The 21052-nt window shown below is 57.6% G+C and carries 24 protein-coding genes and 1 pseudogene; 17 read left to right on the top strand and 8 right to left on the bottom strand.

Annotated elements, in window-relative coordinates:
- Nucleotides 1–176 precede the first annotated feature (176 nt).
- Nucleotides 177–1217, bottom strand: coding sequence for an IS110 family RNA-guided transposase (locus BD293_RS17585; protein WP_142079327.1), 1041 nt, complete (start codon nucleotides 1215–1217; stop codon nucleotides 177–179).
- Nucleotides 1218–2044: 827 nt separating this feature from the next.
- On the opposite strand from BD293_RS17585, the gene BD293_RS17580 reads away from it, so the two are divergent.
- The 7 genes from BD293_RS17580 (at nucleotide 2045) to BD293_RS17550 (ending at nucleotide 8020) form a co-directional block, all read left to right on the top strand.
- On the top strand, nucleotides 2045–2560 hold the full coding sequence (locus BD293_RS17580) for an Hcp family type VI secretion system effector (RefSeq protein ID WP_142079274.1): 516 nt from the start codon (nucleotides 2045–2047) through the stop codon (nucleotides 2558–2560).
- A gap of 219 nt (nucleotides 2561–2779) precedes the next feature.
- Nucleotides 2780–3052: a hypothetical protein gene (locus tag BD293_RS17575; protein ID WP_142079275.1), complete on the top strand. Its 273-nt coding sequence runs from the start codon at nucleotides 2780–2782 to the stop codon at nucleotides 3050–3052.
- The gene (locus BD293_RS17570) at nucleotides 3049–3429 is read left to right on the top strand and encodes a hypothetical protein (RefSeq protein WP_142079276.1); all 381 of its coding nucleotides are present in this window, start codon (nucleotides 3049–3051) and stop codon (nucleotides 3427–3429) included. Before BD293_RS17575 ends, BD293_RS17570 begins: the two co-directional genes overlap by 4 nt.
- On the top strand, nucleotides 3426–4277 hold the full coding sequence (locus tag BD293_RS17565) for a hypothetical protein (RefSeq protein ID WP_142079277.1): 852 nt from the start codon (nucleotides 3426–3428) through the stop codon (nucleotides 4275–4277). The genes BD293_RS17570 and BD293_RS17565 overlap by 4 nt, the downstream gene beginning before the upstream one ends.
- Before the next feature lie 128 nt (nucleotides 4278–4405).
- On the top strand, nucleotides 4406–4843 hold the full coding sequence (locus BD293_RS17560) for a hypothetical protein (RefSeq protein ID WP_142079278.1): 438 nt from the start codon (nucleotides 4406–4408) through the stop codon (nucleotides 4841–4843).
- 10 nt (nucleotides 4844–4853) lie between these two features.
- Nucleotides 4854–6950 carry a type VI secretion system Vgr family protein gene (locus BD293_RS17555; protein WP_142084029.1) on the top strand — a complete coding sequence of 699 codons (2097 nt, stop codon included), beginning with the start codon at nucleotides 4854–4856 and terminating at the stop codon, nucleotides 6948–6950.
- Nucleotides 6950–8020 carry a hypothetical protein gene (locus BD293_RS17550; protein WP_142084027.1) on the top strand — a complete coding sequence of 357 codons (1071 nt, stop codon included), beginning with the start codon at nucleotides 6950–6952 and terminating at the stop codon, nucleotides 8018–8020. Before BD293_RS17555 ends, BD293_RS17550 begins: the two co-directional genes overlap by 1 nt.
- On the opposite strand, the gene BD293_RS17545 is transcribed toward BD293_RS17550, so the two are convergent.
- On the bottom strand, nucleotides 7933–8892 hold the full coding sequence (locus tag BD293_RS17545) for an IS1595 family transposase (RefSeq protein WP_142079320.1): 960 nt from the start codon (nucleotides 8890–8892) through the stop codon (nucleotides 7933–7935). The genes BD293_RS17550 and BD293_RS17545 overlap by 88 nt on opposite strands.
- Before the next feature lie 75 nt (nucleotides 8893–8967).
- Here BD293_RS17545 and BD293_RS17540 point away from each other — a divergent pair, with 75 nt between their 5' ends.
- The 5 genes and pseudogenes from BD293_RS17540 to BD293_RS23575 form a co-directional block, all read left to right on the top strand.
- The gene (locus BD293_RS17540; RefSeq protein WP_142084025.1) at nucleotides 8968–10242 is read left to right on the top strand and encodes a hypothetical protein; all 1275 of its coding nucleotides are present in this window, start codon (nucleotides 8968–8970) and stop codon (nucleotides 10240–10242) included.
- Nucleotides 10243–10279: 37 nt separating this feature from the next.
- Nucleotides 10280–11566, top strand: coding sequence for a hypothetical protein (locus BD293_RS17535; RefSeq protein WP_142084022.1), 1287 nt, complete (start codon nucleotides 10280–10282; stop codon nucleotides 11564–11566).
- On the top strand, nucleotides 11566–11856 hold the full coding sequence (locus BD293_RS17530) for a PAAR domain-containing protein (RefSeq protein WP_142084020.1): 291 nt from the start codon (nucleotides 11566–11568) through the stop codon (nucleotides 11854–11856). The genes BD293_RS17535 and BD293_RS17530 overlap by 1 nt, the downstream gene beginning before the upstream one ends.
- Nucleotides 11843–12496 (top strand): hypothetical protein, encoded by a 654-nt coding sequence (locus BD293_RS17525; protein WP_142084017.1) that lies wholly within the window; start codon nucleotides 11843–11845, stop codon nucleotides 12494–12496. Before BD293_RS17530 ends, BD293_RS17525 begins: the two co-directional genes overlap by 14 nt.
- A gap of 27 nt (nucleotides 12497–12523) precedes the next feature.
- Nucleotides 12524–12754 (top strand): annotated as a pseudogene (locus BD293_RS23575) (PAAR domain-containing protein); the annotation flags it as partial.
- Nucleotides 12755–12992: 238 nt separating this feature from the next.
- Here the strand turns inward: BD293_RS23575 and BD293_RS17515 are convergent.
- The 3 genes from BD293_RS17515 to BD293_RS17505 all read right to left on the bottom strand — a co-directional run bounded on the left by BD293_RS17515 (nucleotide 12993) and on the right by BD293_RS17505 (nucleotide 14669).
- Complete coding sequence (locus tag BD293_RS17515) at nucleotides 12993–13274, bottom strand: hypothetical protein (protein ID WP_142084015.1); 282 nt, start codon at nucleotides 13272–13274, stop codon at nucleotides 12993–12995.
- A gap of 242 nt (nucleotides 13275–13516) precedes the next feature.
- Complete coding sequence (locus BD293_RS17510) at nucleotides 13517–14257, bottom strand: hypothetical protein (RefSeq protein WP_142084013.1); 741 nt, start codon at nucleotides 14255–14257, stop codon at nucleotides 13517–13519.
- A gap of 211 nt (nucleotides 14258–14468) precedes the next feature.
- Nucleotides 14469–14669, bottom strand: coding sequence for a hypothetical protein (locus BD293_RS17505; protein WP_142084011.1), 201 nt, complete (start codon nucleotides 14667–14669; stop codon nucleotides 14469–14471).
- A gap of 106 nt (nucleotides 14670–14775) precedes the next feature.
- Here BD293_RS17505 and BD293_RS17500 point away from each other — a divergent pair, with 106 nt between their 5' ends.
- The 4 genes from BD293_RS17500 to BD293_RS17485 all read left to right on the top strand — a co-directional run bounded on the left by BD293_RS17500 (nucleotide 14776) and on the right by BD293_RS17485 (nucleotide 17480).
- Nucleotides 14776–15033, top strand: a complete 258-nt coding sequence (locus BD293_RS17500; RefSeq protein ID WP_142084009.1) for a helix-turn-helix domain-containing protein — start codon at nucleotides 14776–14778, stop codon at nucleotides 15031–15033.
- A 201-nt stretch (nucleotides 15034–15234) separates the two neighbouring features.
- Nucleotides 15235–15474: a DUF4160 domain-containing protein gene (locus BD293_RS17495; RefSeq protein ID WP_142084001.1), complete on the top strand. Its 240-nt coding sequence runs from the start codon at nucleotides 15235–15237 to the stop codon at nucleotides 15472–15474.
- The gene (locus tag BD293_RS17490; RefSeq protein WP_142083999.1) at nucleotides 15467–15868 is read left to right on the top strand and encodes a DUF2442 domain-containing protein; all 402 of its coding nucleotides are present in this window, start codon (nucleotides 15467–15469) and stop codon (nucleotides 15866–15868) included. The genes BD293_RS17495 and BD293_RS17490 overlap by 8 nt, the downstream gene beginning before the upstream one ends.
- Nucleotides 15869–16160: 292 nt before the next feature.
- Nucleotides 16161–17480, top strand: a complete 1320-nt coding sequence (locus BD293_RS17485) for a plasmid recombination protein (RefSeq protein ID WP_142083998.1) — start codon at nucleotides 16161–16163, stop codon at nucleotides 17478–17480.
- Here BD293_RS17485 and BD293_RS17480 read toward each other — a convergent pair.
- A protein-coding gene (locus tag BD293_RS17480; RefSeq protein ID WP_142084307.1) for an IS630 family transposase occupies nucleotides 17452–18599 on the bottom strand; the annotation gives its coding sequence in 2 pieces (ribosomal slippage) (nucleotides 17452–18152 and nucleotides 18152–18599; 1149 coding nt in all). The genes BD293_RS17485 and BD293_RS17480 overlap by 29 nt on opposite strands.
- 163 nt (nucleotides 18600–18762) lie before the next feature.
- Here BD293_RS17480 and BD293_RS17475 point away from each other — a divergent pair.
- Entirely contained in the window at nucleotides 18763–19230 is a 468-nt protein-coding gene (locus BD293_RS17475) for a hypothetical protein (protein ID WP_142083996.1), read from the top strand.
- A gap of 9 nt (nucleotides 19231–19239) precedes the next feature.
- Here BD293_RS17475 and BD293_RS17470 read toward each other — a convergent pair whose 3' ends face one another.
- A complete protein-coding gene (locus tag BD293_RS17470; protein WP_142083993.1) occupies nucleotides 19240–19752 on the bottom strand; it encodes a hypothetical protein in 513 nt (170 codons plus the stop codon).
- A 168-nt stretch (nucleotides 19753–19920) separates the two neighbouring features.
- A complete protein-coding gene (locus tag BD293_RS17465; RefSeq protein WP_142083992.1) occupies nucleotides 19921–21021 on the bottom strand; it encodes a helix-turn-helix domain-containing protein in 1101 nt (366 codons plus the stop codon).
- Between the last annotated feature and the right edge of the window lie 31 nt (nucleotides 21022–21052).

Raw genomic sequence — 21052 nt, 5'->3', positions numbered from 1 at the left:
CGCGTGCCTATCTCCTAGGCGCACTCAGATGGTTATCTGGTGACTAGCCCACAGTCGGCATCATCGGGAACCGCGTCCCGGCTTGGGGACCTCGGTGAGCCATCGCCGTCAGGCGCGGCCTATCTCTCCTTTTGCTTCAGAACTCTGATGTGAATGGGGGTGCGGTTTTTCACAGCCTATGCTGTGGTGGCCGCCACAGCATCAGAGCGGGTGTAGCGAAATTCAGCGTTGTCTCGCCACATGCGGTGCAGAACCACCCCGATCCGACGCGCCAGCGCAACTGTCGCGCGCTTCTTTCCGCGCCGTTTGGCGACATTCCAAGCCCAGGCACTCAGCCAATTGGGGCGCCCGCTATGCAACATCACCGTTGCCGCTTGATAAAGCGCCGTGCGCAGCCCCGCATCGCCCGCCCGTGAGATCTCGCCAATGATATCGCGTTCACCGGATTGCTCGCGGCGTGGCGTCAGGCCAACCCAGGGACCAACGTCTCTGGAAGATCGAAATCGTTCAGGGTCATCAATCGCTGCCTTGACCGTCAGAGCCACGCGGTAACCAACGCCTGGCATGGTCATCAACTGACGGCAGACGCGATCCGATTTGGCATGATCACGCAGCAACTTCTCCATCCCTGCCAGCTCCTGACGCAGGGCACGGCGCGCACTCAGGATCGGGGTCGCGGCAGCTTCCAGCATAGGATTGCCCTCGGCCAGCTCCAGCACCCGCTGTTCAAACCGCCCCTTGGCCACCTGTCCCATCTTCAGTCCGAAGTTGCGCAGCACTCCACGGATCGACAGCTCAAGCGAGAGGGTCGCTTGCTGGATTGCCTTGCGCGAAGACAGCAGCGCGCGCATTTCCTGTGCCGACAGGGATTTGCAATGAACCGATCGGAACCACCCCATCTGCAAGAGCCGCGCAATCCCTTCGGCGTCGCGCCGGTCTGTTTTGATCGGCATCGCCTTCAGCGCACCCTTCACCTGCCGAGTTTCCATCAAAACGGTGGCAAAGCCAGCCTCGGTCAAATGCTGATACAGCCATTGCGACAATGGCCCAGCTTCAAGCCCTACCCCAACGACGCGCCCGGGCAGGCCACGCAAGACCCTCACCAGATCTTCGGGTTCGCTCGGCGCGGCCGTTTCTTTCACCACCTTGCCCTGCGCGGACACCACGCAAATCGCGGTGCTTGCAAGAGAGACGTCTAAACCGATATACAAATCCATGTCGTTGCCCTTTCGTATTGGATATCTTGGGGCGCGCTTCACAGCACGACCCCGTTGACACGCAGCCCAGCGTGCCAAGGGCAACGACACATCAATCAACCTCGGATTTCAATTCACAACGGCCGTGATTCGTGCCGAGCCCCAATACGGTATCTCATAGCTGCCTTGCGGCGGTGCAGCATGCGAAACGCGGTCCGACCGGCAGCTGTGCGGACCTTCCGGTCATTCGCTGCACCTGCGCAGAAATCCTTCGCGCTTGCGGCATGACCGACGCGGTGGGCGGAAAGCGGACTGACGGCAGTGCGGCATTGCGCTTGCAGCATCTGATGAAAGCGGCCGGTCGTGGCGGCACTGGCCTGCAGCGCCGGGCACGCGGTTGGGTGTCAAAGCTGTAAGTGTCGATCGATTGGAGTGATGTGGACACCGAGGCGGATGTTCGGTCGTCGTGATGCGACAGTTGCTATGCGCGCAGGCTGCAAGTCAGGGTGATGATCGGTGGTTTTCGGGGTGATTCGAATCACCTAGCGGTGTTCGTGCTATTCCCCCTATAGTTCAATGGCTAAACTACCGCCTTTTTGGGCTGTTTTTTGGGGTAGCATAATACCTGCGGGCGGAAATCCGCCCGGAGGGGTCAAAATCGGGCGGATTTTCGCCCGACCAAGCGGTCGAAAGTTTTGCAATATCGTTTTATTACAGCCGCTTACAGGATGTGCATTTTTTTGAAGATTTTTGTTGATTTTGCTCAAACTTCTGCACGACCGTTTTGGCTCAGCGTGCATCCAAACCCGCGATGCGACTGATGTAGCGTGTTTATAAGGAGACTTCCCATGCCAATGCCGGCGTATCTGACCATTGAAGGCGAAACCCAGGGCCTGATCACCCAAGGGGCGACCACATTTGATTCCATCACCAATGAATGGCAAGCAGGCCATGAAGACGAGATCATGGTGCAGGCGTTCTCACATGCGGTGATCACACCGCGCGACCCGCAGTCGGGCTCACCCACGGGCACCCGCATCCACCAGCCCTTTACCTTTACTTGCACGCTGAACAAATCGGTGCCGCTTTTGTACAACGCGCTGGTCACCGGCGAATTGCTCACCAAGGTCGAGCTGAAATGGTACCGCACCCAGGCATCCGAGCAGGTGCATTTCTTCACCACCGCGCTGGAAGAGGCTTTGATCGTCGATATCAATTGCGACATGCCACATTGCAAGGACATGACCTCCAAGGATTACACCCAGCTTGTGCAGGTCAAGATGACCTACCGCAAGATCATGTGGGATCATGTGGTCGCGGGCACATCCGGCTCTGATGACTGGCGCAATCCGATCCAGGCCTGATCCATTAGCCCCGGGGCCACGCGCGGGCATGCAGCCCAACTGCGCGGCCTCGGGGGCACAAAAGTGTCTGTAACGAGTGCCGCCCGATTACACGGGCGGCTGGGTACCCCTTCAGCCCTGTCCGTATTTCAGGCAGGGCTGAAGGATTATCTTACTTAAACCGGCCCCAATCCCTGCCAGATGGGATATTGCGGGCCCGTCTGCATTTGGAAGCGCGCCATGTTCAAACTCGAGATCACAGATGACCGCAGCCCCGAGCGGCGCAAGCCTGATCCGGTGGTCGCGCGTGAGGGGGTGTTCTCTCTGATCGAGCCCGAGGCGTTAAGCCCCGTTGAAGCCGCCCGCCCCGAGACCCTTGCCGTAGCCGCCACCAAACGCAACGCCCGCCCCGCCCGATACTGGCTGCCCGAAGATATCCTTAAATACGTAACCCGCATCTACGCTCGCTTCTCAAACCCGTTGCGCAAGGGCCCGTCTGCGAGGCGCAAATGAAGCGTCTTGTACTTGTGCTATGCGCTTTCGGGGTTGCGAGTGCTGGGCTCCTTTGGGCTTTTGTCCGGCTGGTGCCGATGGAATTCTCGTCTGTTTCAGCACATGATCCGCGCGTTGTCTTTGGCATCACCCGAAACATCCGACATCTGCAGATTGACGGGCAGTGCGGACCAATGCGCTACAGCCGCGCCTTTCTGGAATGCGGCGGCATATGTGGCACGCGGATTTCCCTGCATCTGCCATTGTCATCCGAACCTGATCTTGCCGCGCTTCAGGCTCAAAGCCGCGCTGATGATGTTCATTATTGGTCGGAAGATACGCAAGCCAATTGCGTGCCAAGCCAGATCGACCTGGTATTTGACGCGAGGTTGAGATGAGTGAATTCGCTGACATCGCGCGTGCATGGAACCAATACAATCAGCGCCGAACCTGGGATGGGGTGAATTACGGGCTGATCTACACATGCAATTGTGGCTGGGTTGATCTGGGCCATCTGAACCCCTTCAGCACCCGCCCTGAAATCGGGGCTGCAAATCTATGGCGTGCGATGAACGCCCAAGGACCGGCAGTCATGCGCAATGCTTGCGACCCGACATTGGGTGACAGGGTGATGTACGGTGTGGCGGGCAGCATTCTGCGTGCGCGGCTGGCGCGATGCGCAGATGACCCCTATCTGCGCTTTGCCGATGGGTCGACCGGGTTTCGGGTCCGCTACCGTCAGGATCATGCGGGCTACCCGGGCCGTCCAGGCCGCGAGGGCATTTTTCTGATCAAACATGGCTTGACCCAGACGCGCGCCCGCGCTGTGGCATTGTCGATCTTCATGGATGTCTCGCACCGTTTCGAGAGATTTCAAAGCAGCATTCCGCCGCGCTGGATGACTGATAGCGGCTATTCCCAGGAAGATCTCGTGTCCAATCTGATCGGCTTCTATATAGGCTTGGGGATCCTGTCGAAGTCAGAAGCCATAGCAGCCTGCCATCCGGTCGGCCAGGCGACGGCTGAAGATATCTGGCGCCGACAAGGCGCAGTTGGCAGCCATAAGAACTACAGTTTCAAGCCGCAGCTTCAGGCCACTGCAGTCGATGACACAACCGCTTTGATGTGTCGTGATGATTGTGCCGGTCAGGCGCGCCGCTTGCCCGCCGTGTTTCAGACAATCACGCCCGCGCCCGAAGGCGTGGATTTCCTGCGCCTGTCTGCAGGCAGCGCGATCCAGTTTTAAGGTAGAGGGTATATAATGGGATTATTCGAGCAGCTTTCGGGCCTTGCACAGCGGTTTCTTGATCAGGATCAGGACCTTGCCTTTGGGTTTGAGGCGGCGGCGGGCAGCTTTGTGGTGGTGGGGGTTTGATGCGCGATGTTACGCCGAATTTCTGGCTGGATCAGTCAGATGGGGATGAGGATACGCCCGCGATCCTGCGCAGCACGATGACCGCCATCGATCTGCCCATAGCGGGACGCTACATCGACCAAGTTTGGCAGCTGGGCAACGCGCAGGAATATCTGGCCTTCGTCACCCATGGTGTGTTGCACGAAGAGCAGCTGAGCCTGTTATTGATTGGTGAGAACAGGCTGCAAGAGCAGATTGACATTTCACAGCCCCTCGCCGGGACGCCGCCGAAAATTTCTGCCTCGGTGACACAGGATCATGCGTTGGAATTCCAATTTCCGGCGGACCGTAAATGGCGCCTGAAGGTGCGGGCGCTTCCGGCCTGGCACTGGCCTTTGCAGAGCCCCCTGATTACTCGTCAGCCCAGATGGCGCGGACGGCTAAAATTGACAGCATAGAGGAGATTTCATGAGCTTATTTGAGCAGCTTTCCAGCCTTGCGCAGCGGTTTCTGGATCAGGATCAGGATCTGGCCTTCGGGTTTGAAGCGGCGGCGGGGCGGTTCACGGTTGTGGGGTTCTCGGTGCAAGAGGCGATCAACACGCCCTTCGAGATCGTTGTGGATCTGGCCTCATTGGACCCTGATATCGATCTGGCAGCCCTGCTGGATGCGCCGGCCTGTCTGGGATTGTATAGCAAATACCAGACCCCGCGTCATTTCCACGGGATTGTCACAGATGCCATGCGCGGCGATAGCGGGTACCGGCGCACCTTTTATACGCTGGTGCTGCGCCCGAGCCTGTCGCGGCTCGATCATGGCTCGGATTGGCGCATCTGGCAGGATATGACCGTGCCCGAAGTGGCCGCGCAATTGCTGTCCGAACAGGGCGTCACGGATGTGGATTGGCGGCTGGCTGAGACCTATCTGCCGCGCGAATATCTGACCCAGGCGGGCGAGACCAACCGCGCGTTCCTGGAGCGCATTCTGGCCGAGGAAGGGATTTTCTACGCCTTCGCCCATTCGCCCGACGGCCATAAGCTGATCGTGACCGATGCGCCGCTGGCCATGCCGATGATCGCCGATCCGGTGCTGGCCTATAATGCCAATCCCGGCGGGCAGTCGCGCGGGGTCTGGGTCAGCCGCTTCAGTCAGACCGAGCGGCTGCGCGCCTCGCATTATGCGATGGAGGATTACACGTTCCACAACCCCCCCGCCGGGATGGGCACGCTGGCCGTGGGCGAGCGGCTGGACGGGCTGAAAGGGCGCTACGAGCATTTCGCCTATCCGGGCCGCTACAAAGACCCCGCCAGCGTGGGCAACCGCTTCACCCGCCACAGGATCGAGGCTGAGCGGGTCGATGCCACCACTGGCGCGGGTGAGACGAATTGCCTGCATTTGAACGCAGCCTTCCAGATGACGCTGGCCGCCCATACTGACCCGCGCGCCAATAGCCGCCACCGGCTGCTGGCCGTGTCGCATTCGGGCCAGCAATCCGCCGCGCTGGAAGAAGACGCAGGCGACGCGCCCACGACCTATTCCGCCAGCTTCGTCACCAAGCCCGGACATCTGCCCTATCGCCCCGCAGTGCCGCGCAAACCGGTGGTGGACGGGCCGCAAATGGCCGTGGTCACCGGCCCCCCCGGAGAAGAGATTTATTGTGACAATTTTGGCCGCGTGAAGGTCCAATTCGAATGGAATCGCCACACACCTGCCGACGAGCACTCCAGCTGCTGGATCCGCGTCAGCCAGAACTGGGGCGGAGGCGGCTGGGGCCATATGGCCATCCCGCGCATTGGCCAGGAAGTCATCGTGGATTTCTTCGACGGGGATGCCGACCAACCCATCATCACCGGACGTACCTACAACGCCCGCAACCGCCCTCCTTACAAACTGCCCGAACACAAGACCCGCATGACCATCAAGTCCGACACCCACAAGGGGACAGGGTTCAACGAGCTGCGGTTTGAGGATGAGGCCGGGCGGGAGGAAGTGTTCCTGCATGCGCAGAAGGACAGGAACGAGAAGACCCGTAACAACCACACCGAGCGCATCGACAATAACTGGGTGCAGAGTGTAGGTGCGGAAAAGGTCATAGAGGTCGGAGACAATCACATCGAACGTATCGGTGGAAATGTTTTCATATCTGTCGGCCCTTCCAATCTTGGGCAAATGTTCTCTCGCGGGCTGCAAACCCTGACGGAAGGCATTGGCAAAGTTGCGAGTGCCCTTGGACTGCCCGGTGTGATCAATCCAGGGACGGGCAACTACGCCTTGACCGTGGAAAAAAGTAAGACCGAGGCTGTTGGCGTGTTGTCATCGGAAACTGTGGGCTCGCATAAATACATCAGCGCCGGTCAACAAATCAGCCTGAATGCGGGCACCAATGTGACGGTGACAGCAAATAGGGTTCTGGATCTTTCCGCTCATTCTCTTGTCGCAATCAAAGTCGGAAAATCGGTTTTGACGATGCATAAGGACGGGCGAGTTATCTTGTCGGGGAAATCTTTCAAGATCGATATGGAAGACAAGATAGACGCCAAAGCAGGCGAGATAAGGTTGAACTGATGGCAGACGCGGATGATTTCAAGGAGCTGGTGCTGGCAGAGTTCAACCAGATGGGACTGGAGATTGCCAAATTCACGCGCGGTGAACTGGTCACTTCGGGGGCGTGGTATTATAACGAGCAGGCCTCTGACAGCGTGGCGGAGAATGTGGGCACGGCGGTCGAACAAATCGCCGAGGGCGTGGGCAGATTGTCTGAACAGGTTAGTCCGGAATGGAAATACTTCATCGAGACCTATGAGGATGTTGGTGAAGATGTGGCGCGACAATATCGAGGTTTTTCGCGCCCCAGATTCGAACGCGCAGTTCGCAGTTTTGGGCGCGCCTGGGGGAAGCTTGGAATTGGCGAGGATCTAGGAAACCAGGCGGCCTTCCAATTCGTCCATATGCATATCACATACAGAACACAGCAAGGTCTGTTGCGGGTGATTGAGAGTGTTTACCAGGATGATGCCGAACTAAAGAAACATGTGGAATATGCCTACGTGTACTCCAATCATGTGCGGTGGTTCTTGATCGATTTTGCACGCGCTGCGGGCGATGTGCCACCTGATGCCGTGGATGTTTTTGCCAATCTCTACGCGGAAGGGCAGGCCATCAAGAACTGGGGGGCAAGTGTTGAAGACATGGCGATATTGTCCAATCCGGCGCTGATCCCCAGAGGGCCGATCGCAGAGTCGATCGCTGCCTATGAAGCCGGGATTGCGGCGATCGAAGCGCAGATCATCGCAGAGATGCGAAGGATGAATTACGACCTGCCACAGCAGATCACAGACAGGCAAGCCGGCCAACAGGGCTCCAACCCTGTGCGCAGGATCTATAGCATGCTCGCCACGGAGCGTGATCATAGAGCACGCAGGAGGATTGAGGAATCGACCATCCCGCGCCTTGAAGCTGATCTTGCCGAGGCCCAACAGATGCTGGATTATTTAAAAAGGTTGCAACGCGATGTTGACACGATTGAAAATGGCTCAATTGGCGTTAATTATGCGTGCCTTGAGATAGGCAGGATTCCTGCGGCGGCGGCGAGTATCGCGCGGGGAGTTTGGTGTTTTGGAATGACTGCAAGTTGAAACCAGCGCAGGTAGCTGTCCAAGTACTTGGTTGCGATGCCGCGATGGCGCCGCAGGAATGTCTTGAGCCGCTCATGTCGACTGTTCACGGTTTGAATGTGCAACTCCCCGCGAACACGTTGTCCTGCAGTCTGGTTGAGGCTTTCATGGCTGATGCCCATTGCTGCTGCGCAAGGCGGGTAACTGGTGCAGCCATCAGTGACCAAGAGCGCATCAGGATCGAGAAGCGGCTGCAAAACCGCCTGCAGATGTGCGGCCGTCACTGCTGGCAAGACAGCACTTATGGTGGTGCCGGATCGGTCGGCTGCGACCAAGACCGGAACCTGCTCCTCCGACAAGCCGCGTTTGGCGGCCTTGCCGCCACGTTTACGGGCCTTACGATCAAGGTTTCGTTCACCTTTTCGGCTGCTCAGAAAGAAGGTCTCGTCGGCTTCGACGATGCCGCGCAACTTGATCGCCCCAGCCGTCACCGCCCGAAGAAAACGATGACGCCAACGAAAAGCGGTCGTGCGCGCCACCATGCAACGCTCAGCGGATACCTTTACCGTTTCGCCGTCACGTAACGAAGCAGCGAACTCTGCCCAACGGCCCTTGTGGCGCAGGCGCGCCAGCGGAGTACCGGTCAACGCGTTGAAGGTTTTGCCGCAGCCTTTGCAAAAGAACCGGGAAAGGCCACTTGCATGACCCCTGATGATAGCTCCTTCTGAAGCGCAGTGCGGGCAGATACGGTCCTCACGAACCTTTGCCTCAAGGAGATCGACCACCGCCTGCAATGACGGAGACCCAGAAAGGATCCGACTCGCCTCGGCGCGCTGGTCCGGCGAGAGGTTATCCGTCTCATTGAGCCAAACCAGAAAGATGTCGTGGTCCATATATACCCCTCCACACAGTATGTTCACTATATGTTCTATCGCACATGGGCACGCATAACAAACGCTAATTGAGCCTTGAAAATTGATCACCTGCTCAGAGGCCTTGCACTCTCGACATGCCTGTGGGCTGCACCTTCGGCGCATGCGGATACGCCTTTGCGGCTTGATCTGGACCTGAGCTTCGAGGAGAACGTGAACCTGTTCTTTGATGCGCTGGAACGCGGGGATCCGACTGACCCGGATGACCTGTTTTACCTTGCATCCAACCTGGTCTCGCCCGTGCGCGCGCGCGAAATGCATGATGTTGAAATCCCACGCGCATTTCGGTTGCGCACCATCTATGCAGATCAGATCGCACAGCGTTTTGCGGATTATGCTGCAGAGCCAGAGAACAAGAAGCGGGCGATCTATTACAGCTATCACTCCAGATTTGGGGGGGGCAGTCTTTGGGATCGCGACGCAGACGGGCTGTCCGATCAACGCAGCATCTGCCAGATATTCATGCAGGCGATCAATCCGACGTATCAACACGAGGATGAAAGAAGCTGCCTGGTGACCCAGCGGGACCTTGTGATTGCCGAGCTGCCGGAGCTGCCGGAGGAACCTTTTTCAACGCTGTTGCGGGCAGATATTCATGCCTATTTATTTTTTTTAAATGACCACGCCCGTTTCACCGGCCGGATATATACGTATGACCGTGGCAGCGAGCCGCCACCTGACGAATGGTTCGAAAACGTCGCGCCGGAACGTGTCAAAACCGCGTTCGACGTCTGGCGCGCATGGCATTACGACGACAGCTTCTGGTCTTGGCTACGTACGCAACCCATACCGCCAGAGGCTTTGCAAGATGCGATGGCGTTGAGCGACCTGTGTATCTCACTCATGCAGGTGATGGATAAGACACAGCTCTCTGAAACAGCCGATTATATCTGCGGCTTGTTGAATTACGAGATGGATATGGATGTCGCGACGGAGCTGCTGGGGCAAATACCACCGGAGGCATTTGAGGATATTCCGGGGGCGCAACTGATGCATGGCGCGCTTGCAATGTGTTCTGATGTTGAACCGCGCCCTCGCCGATCTTTCCAACCCGAGGAAACCGTATCGCTTGCGCGGGGGCGATGCACAGGTGTTGTATTGCATACACTTGAAAGCAGCCGTCGCTGCCGCCCCCCCTTATCCCTCACGCCGGAAAGTGGCTATTATCTGAGCGAGCTGTTCGCAAGTTGCCGTGTTGCCAACTTGCTCAGCATTGCTGATCGCAACCAGGTCAGCCGAAGAACTGGCCCGCGCCCACCACTGGCGGAGCAACACAACCCGTTCGCCACGCCACCACAGAGGACAGATTGATTCCCGGCATTTCACGCAAGGGCTGTAGGTCATAGCGATGTTGACACGATTGAAAATTGATCACCTGCTCAGAGGCCTTGCACTCTCGACATGCCTGTGGGCTGTGCCTTCGGCGCATGCGGATACGCCTTTGCGGCTTGATCTGGACCTGAGCTTCGAGGAGAACGTGACCCTGTTCTTTGATGCGCTGGAACGCGGGGATCCGACTGACCCGGATGACCTGTTTTACCTTGCATCCAACCTGGTCTCGCCCGTGCGCGCGCGCGAAATGCATGATGTTGAAATCCCACGCGCATTTCGGTTGCGCACCATCTATGCAGATCAGATCGCACAGCGTTTTGCGGATTATGCGGCACAGCCAGAAAACAGAAAACGGGCCATTCATTATAGCTATCGTGCACAATTCGGGAGAGATGGATTGTGGGATCGCGCGGCACAGGGGCTGTCCGATCAACGCAGTATGTGCCAGATATTCATGCAGGCGATCAATCCGACGTATCAACACGAGGATGAAAGAAGCTGCCTGGTGACCCAGCGGGACCTTGTGATTGCCGAGCTGCCGGAGCTGCCGGAGGAACCTTTTTCAACGCTGTTGCGGGCAGATATTTACGCGCGTTTGTTTTTCTTGAATGGGCATGTGACGCGTGGACGGCCATACCTGCTTCTGGACCGTGGCGAAGCGCCACCACCGGATGAATGGTTCGAACATGTCGCGCCGGAACAGGTAAGAATAGCGTTTCAGGCATGGTCTGCATGGCATTACGATGACAGCTTTTGGTCCTGGCTGCGTACGCAACCCACACCGCCAGAGGCGTTGCAAGATGCGATGGCGTTGAGTGGTCAATGTATACCACTCATGCAGGTGATGGATAAGACACAGCTCTCTGAAACAGCCGATTATATCTGCGGCTTGTTGAATTACGAGATGGATATAGATGTCGCGACGGAGCTGCTGGGGCAGATACCACCGGAGGCATTTGAGGATATTCCGGGGGCGCAACTGATGCATGGCGCGCTTGAAATGTGTTCCGATGTTGAACCGCGCCCTCGCCGATCTTTCCACCCCGAGGAAACCGTATCGCTTGCGCGGGGGCGATGCACAGGTGGCGTATTGTATACAATTGAAAGCAGCCGTCGCTGCCGCCCCCCCTTATCCCTCACGCCGGAAAGTGGCTATTATCTGAGCGAGCTGTTCGCAAGTTGCCGTGTTGCTGACTTGCTCAGCATTGCTGATCGCAACAAGGTCAGCCGAAGAACTGGCCCGCGCCCACCACTGGCGGAGCAACACAACCCGTTCGCCGCGCCACCACAGAGGACGGATTGATGCCCGGCATTTCACGCAAGGGCGATAGTGCATCCGGACATGGTTGCTTTCCGCCAACATCGGCAGTATCTGCAAGCCCGAATGTCTATATCAACGACAACCCAGCCTTGCGGCAGGGGGATGCGGTCGCTGCGCACGGGTGTGGCAAATGCCCCCCACATCCCCGCAGTGTGGCAGGTGGGTCCGCAACTGTGTTTGTCAATGGTCGCCCCGTTGCCAGATTGGGCGATTCTGTAGATTGCGGCGGTGCGATGGCAGCAGCTTCAGGAAATGTCTATGCCGGAGGATAACTTATGTAATCCAATGGCCGGTGTCACCGATTTGGGCGATGGATTGACGGTCGTTGATATTTGGCAGGGATTGCATGCGAATGCGAAAGCCTGGCCGGTCAATCCATACGGTTTGGCCAGTGCAGCCCAGAACCGTACGCTGATTGATGGGACGGATTTAAGTGTATTGCGTGCCCTTGCAGCCTATCCTGGCGCAGGTTGGTCCGCTCTCTGCACCGCAGCTGGCTGGACCTCCTACGGTGCGGTTGCCCTCTCCTGGTGCCAAGGCGCCACATTGTCGCAGGTCCTCGACGCATGGCTCGCATCGGGGTTCTCGCTCAAGCCTCTGCCCGAGTATGAACGCCCTGCACGCCTCCTCAACCCGACGCTTTTGCCCCAGACCCGCAGCCTCTCGGCGCTGGTAGAGGCCGCGCAACCCAATGCCTTTGCGCTCTGCGTCATGATTGCCCATTCCCCCGAGCCGCTGGACTTCGACATGTCACTTGAGACCCTCCAGTCAGTTCCCCAACCCCAGCTCGCAGCTTTCTTCAAGTCACGCATGTTGCAAAAACCCGTCCGAAGCCCTGATGAAGACCAGCTGATCGTGATCTGGACTGCGACGGTAAAGGGCACGGAGTTCGACATATGGGAGGCCGCGTAATGCCCGCAATCGCCCCGCGTTGGAGATGTTCATGACTGCCCCAGGCATGGCAATATCACGATTACCGAAGGCGGATCAGGCGAGGTCGATGGCCACGCGATTGCCCGCTTGGGCGACGCCTGCGCCTGCGGCGCGCTAATCACCGAGGGATCATCAGTGGCCGGGCTTGACGGCAAACCCGTGGCATATGTTGGGTGCAAAACCAGCTGCGGCGGCACAATCACCAGCGGCTCAGATACCGGCGAGGTTCCGGCGTGATGCCAAGCGGGGACAAGACCTCTGCGCCGGGCTCAGTTGCGCGGCTGCTACGATGCTGCGCAATGCACGAGTGACCGGTTCGGGAAAAGCTGCACCGCGGCGCTGTGGTCATCCCGACCGTCAGCAAAGGGCCGAACGGGTTGCTGCACCTGCAAACAGTTTCGTCTCGCTGCGGGATGCCTGAATGTCGCTGATGGGCTCCAAGCCGTCATGCGGCAGTGCAGAATATCAACCCGTTTTATTGCAGGTTGCCCAACTGATCCGGCTTCTCATCAAACAGGATGACGCGCCCGTCGCCGCTGCTCGGACTGTTGACCAGCACAAACGGTACATCCGCCCCGTCCTTCTCATAGAGGCAGCGATATTTCATCTGGCCGTCGAGCGGATCGCGCACCTGATCGTAGCGATAGCTGTACTTGATCCCCTGATCGATCCAAGCCTCAACACCTGCGGGCGTCACGAGCGATAGGGGCTGGCCATCCAGCAAGATCGTTTTGCCCACGTTGAACACTTCATCCATTTCGTATCTCCTTTGTTTGTTCTGTCGACGTTACAACCTGTGTCCAGATCTGTCGGAACGATTTTATACTGTCGCCGTGAGGTATCACAGATGATCCGGAGGATCGGAAGCTAAAGGTCGCTCAAAGTAATGATGTTGACCCCCTGCGTTTTCGAGAAAACACTGATCCATCAGTCGATATGTTCGGCGCGCTATGCTGTCGTCAACGTTGATATTTGCTTCGAAAGTAGCTCCTGTCTACGTCATAGACACCGCTGCATGTGGTCCTCATATGCGTGGCCGTCTGGGGAACGCGAAACTTTGCGCATCGCGTCGCCGTCGATATGCACATCAAAGATGACGCTGAATTCCTCGCCCTCATAACCTCCTGCTGTATGCAAACGCCAGTGACCGGGCTCTACCTCGGTTACATCGTCCCGTTCAAAGGTAACCAGCATATGCCCATTATCGATGGAATTGTTCGTAAAGGTCGTGGTTTCTCCGTCATAGCACCGCAGTTCGCCCTCGGCTGGATACCCCCATTCGCCAATAAATGGCAGATCATGATTTTCGTCCGAAATCATGGCGGATGCGGTCCGATCTGCGGCCGCCATTTCACTCGATGACGCCGCGCACCATCGATAGCTTGACGCGCCGTGTTCGCTGTCGATCGTCATCTTGTCGGGAGCGGAGATCACAATCTGCCATGTGACAGGATCGTTTGGCTCGTCAGGCGTGGAGCCCATCTCAACCACGTCCATGGTCACAGCAAAGTTGTCGCCATTTTGTACGACATCGAGGATCCACCCCTCCATGCGCGCGCTATTCAGGCTATCCCCCCAGAAAGCGAGCGTGGTCGAGGTGGTGAAATCGGCACAGGCAGTGCCCTCTTTCACGAAAAGGCCATGCGTCAAAGGCAGCAGGGAACTCGGCTCAGCCGAAGCGGCCTGAGCTACGCTGAAACTGACAAATGCAGCAGTAAGAAAGCGAACTGACTTTGGCATGTATGATCCGTGGGTTGTCTGGTGCCGGGTTCATTTAAGAGTTGTGCATATGGGCAGATATTTGACAACCCGAAGCCCTTCGGAAGGCACGGCATCGGCGTAGCGCGACAATCTGGATGAGAGGACTCTCATCTTGATTGTCGCGCGGCGCTCGGCAGGCAGCGTGTCACTGTGCAGTGCAGCCAATCCGGCCTTCTGAAACCCTGTCCGCTCATTTCTTTTTGCTGCTGCTCAGTTCTTTAAGCAGGAGATATTCGAGCGCTCCCCACGCATTGCGAAACCCTCGCTCTTCTTTGAATTTGCGGAATTTCTCTATGACATCTTTGGGGCCCCTGATCAGTATTTTCGCCTCTGTGCACGAGCCCATGTGCTTTTGCAGCATGCCATAGATACTCGCTTTTTTCTTTCCCATACCAAGTCCTCCTTCAGGGCGCTGCGTATGTCCCCTTATTGCGATATCTACTTTTTAGATTATCTGTTAAGTAGATTATCCGCTGTGGTCAAGAGGATCACAGCACGTGCCAAAAACTATCCGAAGCCTTGGTCATGAAGCGCTGCGCGCAGCGTTGGTCGCCCTGCGGCAGAAAGCGGGCCTCACACAAGAGGACCTGGCAAAGCGGCTGCATTGCCACCAATCCTTTGTTGCCCGCGTTGAAAGCGGCCAACGACGCATAGATATCGTAGAGCTGGTTGTCCTGGCCCGTGCGCTACAAGTGGATGCAGATATCATTCTGGAAAGCGTAAAGCAGGCGACCCCCTTGGATCATCGAATTTGATGGGCACAGAGCCACGCAACTCCTGGGTCCGATGCAGGGTGGCCAAAGAATACCAAGCTTCGCAGAAGTTTCTGGGATTGCTCATGTGGCAATGGCTGGCGCTTGTCTTTGGAAGCAGCTTTGATCGCAGTCTTTTGGAATACGTGACAGGCTTTCGTTCCGGCTTCTTGAATAACCCATCGCGATGGGTTATTGTCTCTCATGGTTACAATTTACCGAGCACACGGGCTGCGGATCATCATCTTCACAGACGACCATGAACCAGCCCATGTGCATGTGTTCGGGGATGGTCACGCCAAGATTAACCTGATCGGGCCGGACGGTGCGCCAGCTCTTGTCCGGGCTGAGAACATGAAAGCCAACGACCTGCGCCGCGCCATGCAGTTGGTCCGCGAGCAGCAGGAACAGTTTCTTGCCAAGTGGAGGGAATTCCATGGCTGATCTGACAGACGCTGAAATCGATACTGCTCTGGAACGGGGCAAGATCGCGCATCTTGTCGAACCGCGTGCGACAGCCGCGCGGTATGATCGCAAGAGCGCGCGCATCATCGTCGAGCTGAACAACGGCTGCACCTTCGCCTTTCCGCCCCACCTCGCACAGGGGCTCGAAGCGGCTACGGATGATGAGCTTGCAACGGTGGAGATCCTCGGCGCGGGGTATGGGCTGCACTGGGAAGCCCTCGATGTAGATTTCAGGGTGAGCGGCCTGCTGGCGGGAGTGTTCGGCACGAAAGCCTACATGGCCCGCCGCGCTGGACAGGCCACATCGCCCGCCAAGGCCGCTGCCGCCCGCGCCAATGGCGCCAAGGGCGGGCGACCGAAAAAACAGGCATAACCGAGCACGGATTCCACAAGGCAAAACCCCGACGACATCGCCAGCCACGAGGCAGGGGAGGAGGGGTTTTGCAGCCGCCAGGGGCGGCTTGGCAAGGGTGCTGGCCGAAGGTTGCAAACCCGCGCAGGCATCAGCCGGAGAGCGGGGTTTCCAAAGGGGCGCGGCCCCTTTCGGTCCTGCGGAAGGCCGGGGGTTTCAAAAGGGGGGAGAGTGTGCTATCCCCCCTTTGCCTACGAAGTTGTCTTGCAACTTCTAGTAGGTTAGAAGTACTTCGTAACGCTCAGGGGGCTTCATGTCAACGGCGGTGTCGTTACGGTTTGGGCCAGGGGGAACAGGCCAGACAAATCACGACCTACGCATCGGGCCGCAGCCTGCCTATGTTGATCAAAGCAGATCGCACCTGAATAGGCTTATCGTTGAGTATCAGGACAGAACATGGCTGCGCAGCGAGTGGCAACGGATCCGCGAAGAAAACGGGATCACACGCAAGATACGCAAAGATCAATGTCTCGATTATGCAGGGATCATCACATTCGGACATCAGGCCCAAGCGATCTTCGAGCAGCTCGACGAGACTACCCAGGATGTTGCCTATCTTGAAGTCGTCGAGGCAATCGCAGCGCGGCTGAACACAACTGTAACAGGGCTCGTCGTCCATTGCGACGAAACTGCGCCGCACGCGCATTTCAAACTGTTGGGCATCGACTACAATGGTCGGCCCCTCTCACATAAATTGAAACGGGGCATGTTGGCGTCATTTCAAACAATAGCGGCTGAGCTGATCGCGCGTCATGCACCAGAAATCACCCGGGGCAAGCGCAAGCTGGAGCGCATCGCAGATGGCGATCCGCTCTGGAAAATAGTCAACCGCTCTGTGGCGGAACTTCACCGGGATCTGCCGTTCGAATATGCTGAAAAAACAGCAGAACTGGAGGCAAAGATAAGCCAACTGACCTCCAAGCTCGATAAAAATGAGCGTCTCGCGGCCCGCGCTTTGGAAAAGGTCGCCGCCAACGAGGGGCGTGCAGAGCAAGCAGAAAAGAACGCTGAAATTTACGAACGCCGCGCTCTTGCTGCACGACAGGAGCTTGAATCGGCGCAGCGCACATTGAACAATCTGCACGATTGTAGCCGTGCCACCATCAAAAAAGAAGAAGAGCGTCTGAAACTGCTCCGCGAAGAGCAGGCGCTCGCGCAAAACGAAGCACGCAAGGCCAGGACACAAGCCGCCGAACGCCTTGAGGCGATCAAGCAGACAGGAACAGATCTGACAACACGTGAGCACGCTATCGCAAAGACCGAAGCTGTTTTGGTTAAGCGCGAGGAATGGGTGGCACGCGGCGCGAAAAACCTGCAATCCGCGCTGGAAAAAGTGATCGATGGGACTCATGATCGCGAAATCACCGAAGCCGAAATGCCAACTGATCCTGGCAAGGCCGCAGTCCTGCGAAAATTTGCCCCGAACGGCCGCCCCACACGGGGTTGGCGCGCGAAATTCTGGTCTCTGCATTACAGCAACACCGGGGCGCCAGTCTCTGAGCAGCACCTGCCAGTCAAGATCCGTGACAGCCTAGTCCTGCGATTCACTCGATTTGCGGATAAAGCCGGATAAGCTTTGTGCGCGCGTCTTGAGTTGTGAACTGCCAGTTGGTTTTGGCGCGTTGGGAGTTGCGATTTGTTGTCCATGCATCGACTTCGGCCTTCAGCATAGTTTTGTCCGGGATGCGCCGGGCCAGACATTGGCGAGCGAGGACGCTGAGTTCACATTCAGCGATGTTGAGCCAAGACCCATGTTTTGGCGTGTAGTGCCATTCGAACCGTTGTGCGATGCGGCGCGCTTGGGCAGGCGGGAAAGCCTCGTACAGCGATGCAGGGTTGTGGGTGTTCAGATTATCCTGCACGAGATCGATCTTTTCGGCATAGGGAAAGTGGAGATCAGCCAGATCGCGCAGGATATGGGCATAATCGATGGCAGTGCGTCGATCGCGTATCTCGACGTGGCGCCAGCCCTCCAGAGGAGCGAATAACATGAACAGGCTGGCGACACCTGCGCGTTCATATTCGTAGTCATGGCGCGCCTCGCGCCCTGGCTGCATGGGAATGGGTGTGCGGGTCTCACGGGTCAATTGTTTGCTGGTCTCGTCCAGACAAACCAGCGGACGGTTTTGATCGTGTGGACGGGTGTAGACGTCCAGCACATTCTCCATGGCCGCCACGAAACCAGCGTTGGCTTTGGGTGGGATTACCCAGTACCGGTTCCGGTGCGGTTTGAGCGCGTTTTTTTAAGCGTGCGTTGGATTGTGGTATCACTGGCCTGCTCAACAATGCCCAGTTCGACAACCCGCTTTTCCAACAACCTGAGTGTCCAGTGCGTATATCCTTCGGGTGGTTCGGAACAGGCAAGCGCGATCAGCTTGGCCTCGGCTTGCCCATCGAAGATCCGAGGTTGTGAAAGCGACGCTGGAACTTTGCGCGCTAAAGTCGCCTCAAGCCCTTCCTCCACAAGTTGGCGCCGGGTGCGGAAAACAGTCGAGAGACTGGTCTCTAATGCCTCGGCAATGCGCGCATCTTCCCATCCCGGGCCATCAGAGGACACATCCGCCTTCAGCAAAATCCGCGCCTTCAGCAGTCTGTAGGCGGCTTGCCGACCCGTTCTGATCATCCCTTCAAGGTGTTCACGCTCCTCTGTCGTCAGTCGAACTACATACTTCGGCTTGCACCCTCTTGTCATCATCTCACCCCCAGAAAGCTGCTACGCTCCACAGAGATTCAGAAAAAATCAAAGCTGTCAAATACCCCGAAGCGAGGCACTAGTTCAGGCTTTTGATCGCGTCGCCGTCTGGGCGAAAGAGCTTGCTGCGCAAGCAGCACAGCTGACAGCCCGCGAACAGAAAGTGGCGCAGGCCGAACAGGCTGTAGCGCTACGGTTGCAAGATGCCGAAAAAGCGGCTGCCGCCCTGGCCGAGAAAGCAAAAAAAGACGCGCTCGACAGCGTCTACGGGCAAATAATGGCCGCCCATGGACAGGCCACCGAAAAGGCCGGCCAGATCATCAAAGAGGCCAACGAGAAGGCAGCCCAAATAGACACCGGGGTCGTGCGAAAGCAAGCGCTCTCCGCCTTCGAGCTGCTGCGGGATACGGTCTGCAAGGCCGTCGGCGAGATCGATTACACTGCTATCGCACAACAATTCGAGCGCCAATGGGCACATCACCCCGACAATCAAAAATTGAAGGCAGATTTCAGGCTGCCTCCGAACCAACTGACTGATGAGCCGATGGAATTTGATCCCGATATTTACCCGCCGATCCCGCGTGAGCATGATGACGCCTACAGATTCAACTCCGGGCCTTCCGGCCCGTAGGCGAAGCGCTCATCGATACCGCACCTCTTCGAGGAAGCGGGCCATCCATGCGGCGCTGTCGCCCTGGAACTGCGCGGCCAGGGGGGTGAGGTAGTCCTGTTTCAGATGCGCGATCTCTTCCGGCGTATCCAGCCACTGATTGATGGTCGAAACAGAGGCCATGCCCGGCGATCTCTGGGCGCGCGCATCAAGCGCCACGATGTCGGCAATGGCGCGGTAGAAATTCGCCACCCAGACCGGCCCCTCCGGTGCGACCAGCTCTTGCTTGCACACGATTGCCGACAGATCGCGGATGCCCCGCGCCCCAAGGCTCTCATGCGTATCGATCCACGCCCCCCCTGCCCCATAGAGCGGCACATCCTGCGGCTGGTCCGCATAGGTGAAAAACGCATTCACGAAATGCCAGTCGCCGGTCGGATCATCGATACCGTTCTCGCGCAGGTTCAATGCCTGAATGCCCGAGAGATAAAGCGCGGGCGAGGTCACAGGAATACGCTGCTGGATGAGGGGGGCTTTGTTCATACGGATCGGCCTCGGTCTGCTCAGGTTCCGTCGTCCCAAGGATTGATGATGCGGACGCCTGTTGCCTTGTCGGGGTCTGTTACAGCTAAGCGCATTAGACCCCGGTCAGGGCGTTGCTCCCCTGAATGAACCCAGCCATGCTCCGGCGCCCGTGCGCTGGACAGACCATCAGCGATCATTTCTCGGCCCTCCCAGATTGCCGATCAGTTCTCCAAGGAGGCTGTTTACCACCGCACCCTGACGCGCCTCTGATCGCGCCATCCCGACGAACGCTCCCGCTACATCTCTCACTCGATAACCATCGAGGCGGTTTGCGTTTCGGTCGGCGATCATGAGGCACAGGGCGGCGCGCTCCTCACCGAGCATCGCGCATTGGCGACACCAGACGCCAGTCCTTATCCCGAGATGATTGGCCCGATCTCTCGCCGCCATCTGGATCGTTTGCCAACTAAGCGGGCCACGCTTGTCCAGTGCGTTCCAGTAAAGCTCAATGATCTCTCGCAGTGGCCCGCTTGCCAGCAGCGCCACCTGGGTGGGCGTCGTGCGCGGCGGCTGCGTCTCGCAGCGCCTCTTGGCTCTACAGGTTTTGTTGATATTTTCTTTACATGTATTGAGTGGGGGCGAAATGTCCGACTGGTGGGACTTTTCACCCCTACTGGTTACCACCGAAAAATCTTCCAAGACCGCTTCCAGCGCTTCAGCGACCTGCTTCAGGCGCTCGAAGCTTTGAATGGTGGAAGGACGGCGGTTCGGCAAGATATCCTCGGCGGCCACCATCGCGCCGTCGAAGTGTAGCCTGCGAATGTCGCCAAACAGCTTATTGATCCTGAGACGAAGACGTTCGGCTTCTTGCGCCTCAAAAGCAGCCTTTCGAGCTGCCGCCTGAATCTCTGTGGCACGCGCGATTAGCGGGGCAAGATTGATTCCGAATTCGTTGCCAATCTTGCCGTTTCTTCGCGAGCCGCCTCGGCGGCTATGATCAGATGCCGATTTTGCCAGTAGCCCGCGCTGGACTAGATCACTTTCGATGCGCGCGATCTGTCGTCTGTCCAGCCCTGCCTGCGCCGCAATCTTCGTGACCGACGTCCAAAAGCTGCAAATCCGGCCTGCAAGAAAATCCTCGTCCAACGTGTTGCTAATCGCGACCTTCAGATACGCGACTGCGCCCTTGCTTAGGCCAAGCTGACGGCGGGCACTGTCAATCAGCCCGAAAAACTGCCAGCGCGTCATACCATCAGGCAATCCGCCATGTGTGAGATGCTGCATCATGACCGCACCTCACATCGCGAGCTTGCAGGAT

Source organism: Roseinatronobacter monicus, from assembly GCF_006716865.1.
Taxonomy (GTDB): Bacteria; Pseudomonadota; Alphaproteobacteria; order Rhodobacterales; family Rhodobacteraceae; genus Roseinatronobacter; species Roseinatronobacter monicus.
The sequence above is the reverse complement of the archived record's forward strand: the minus strand, read 5'-3'. Positions and strand labels throughout refer to the sequence as shown.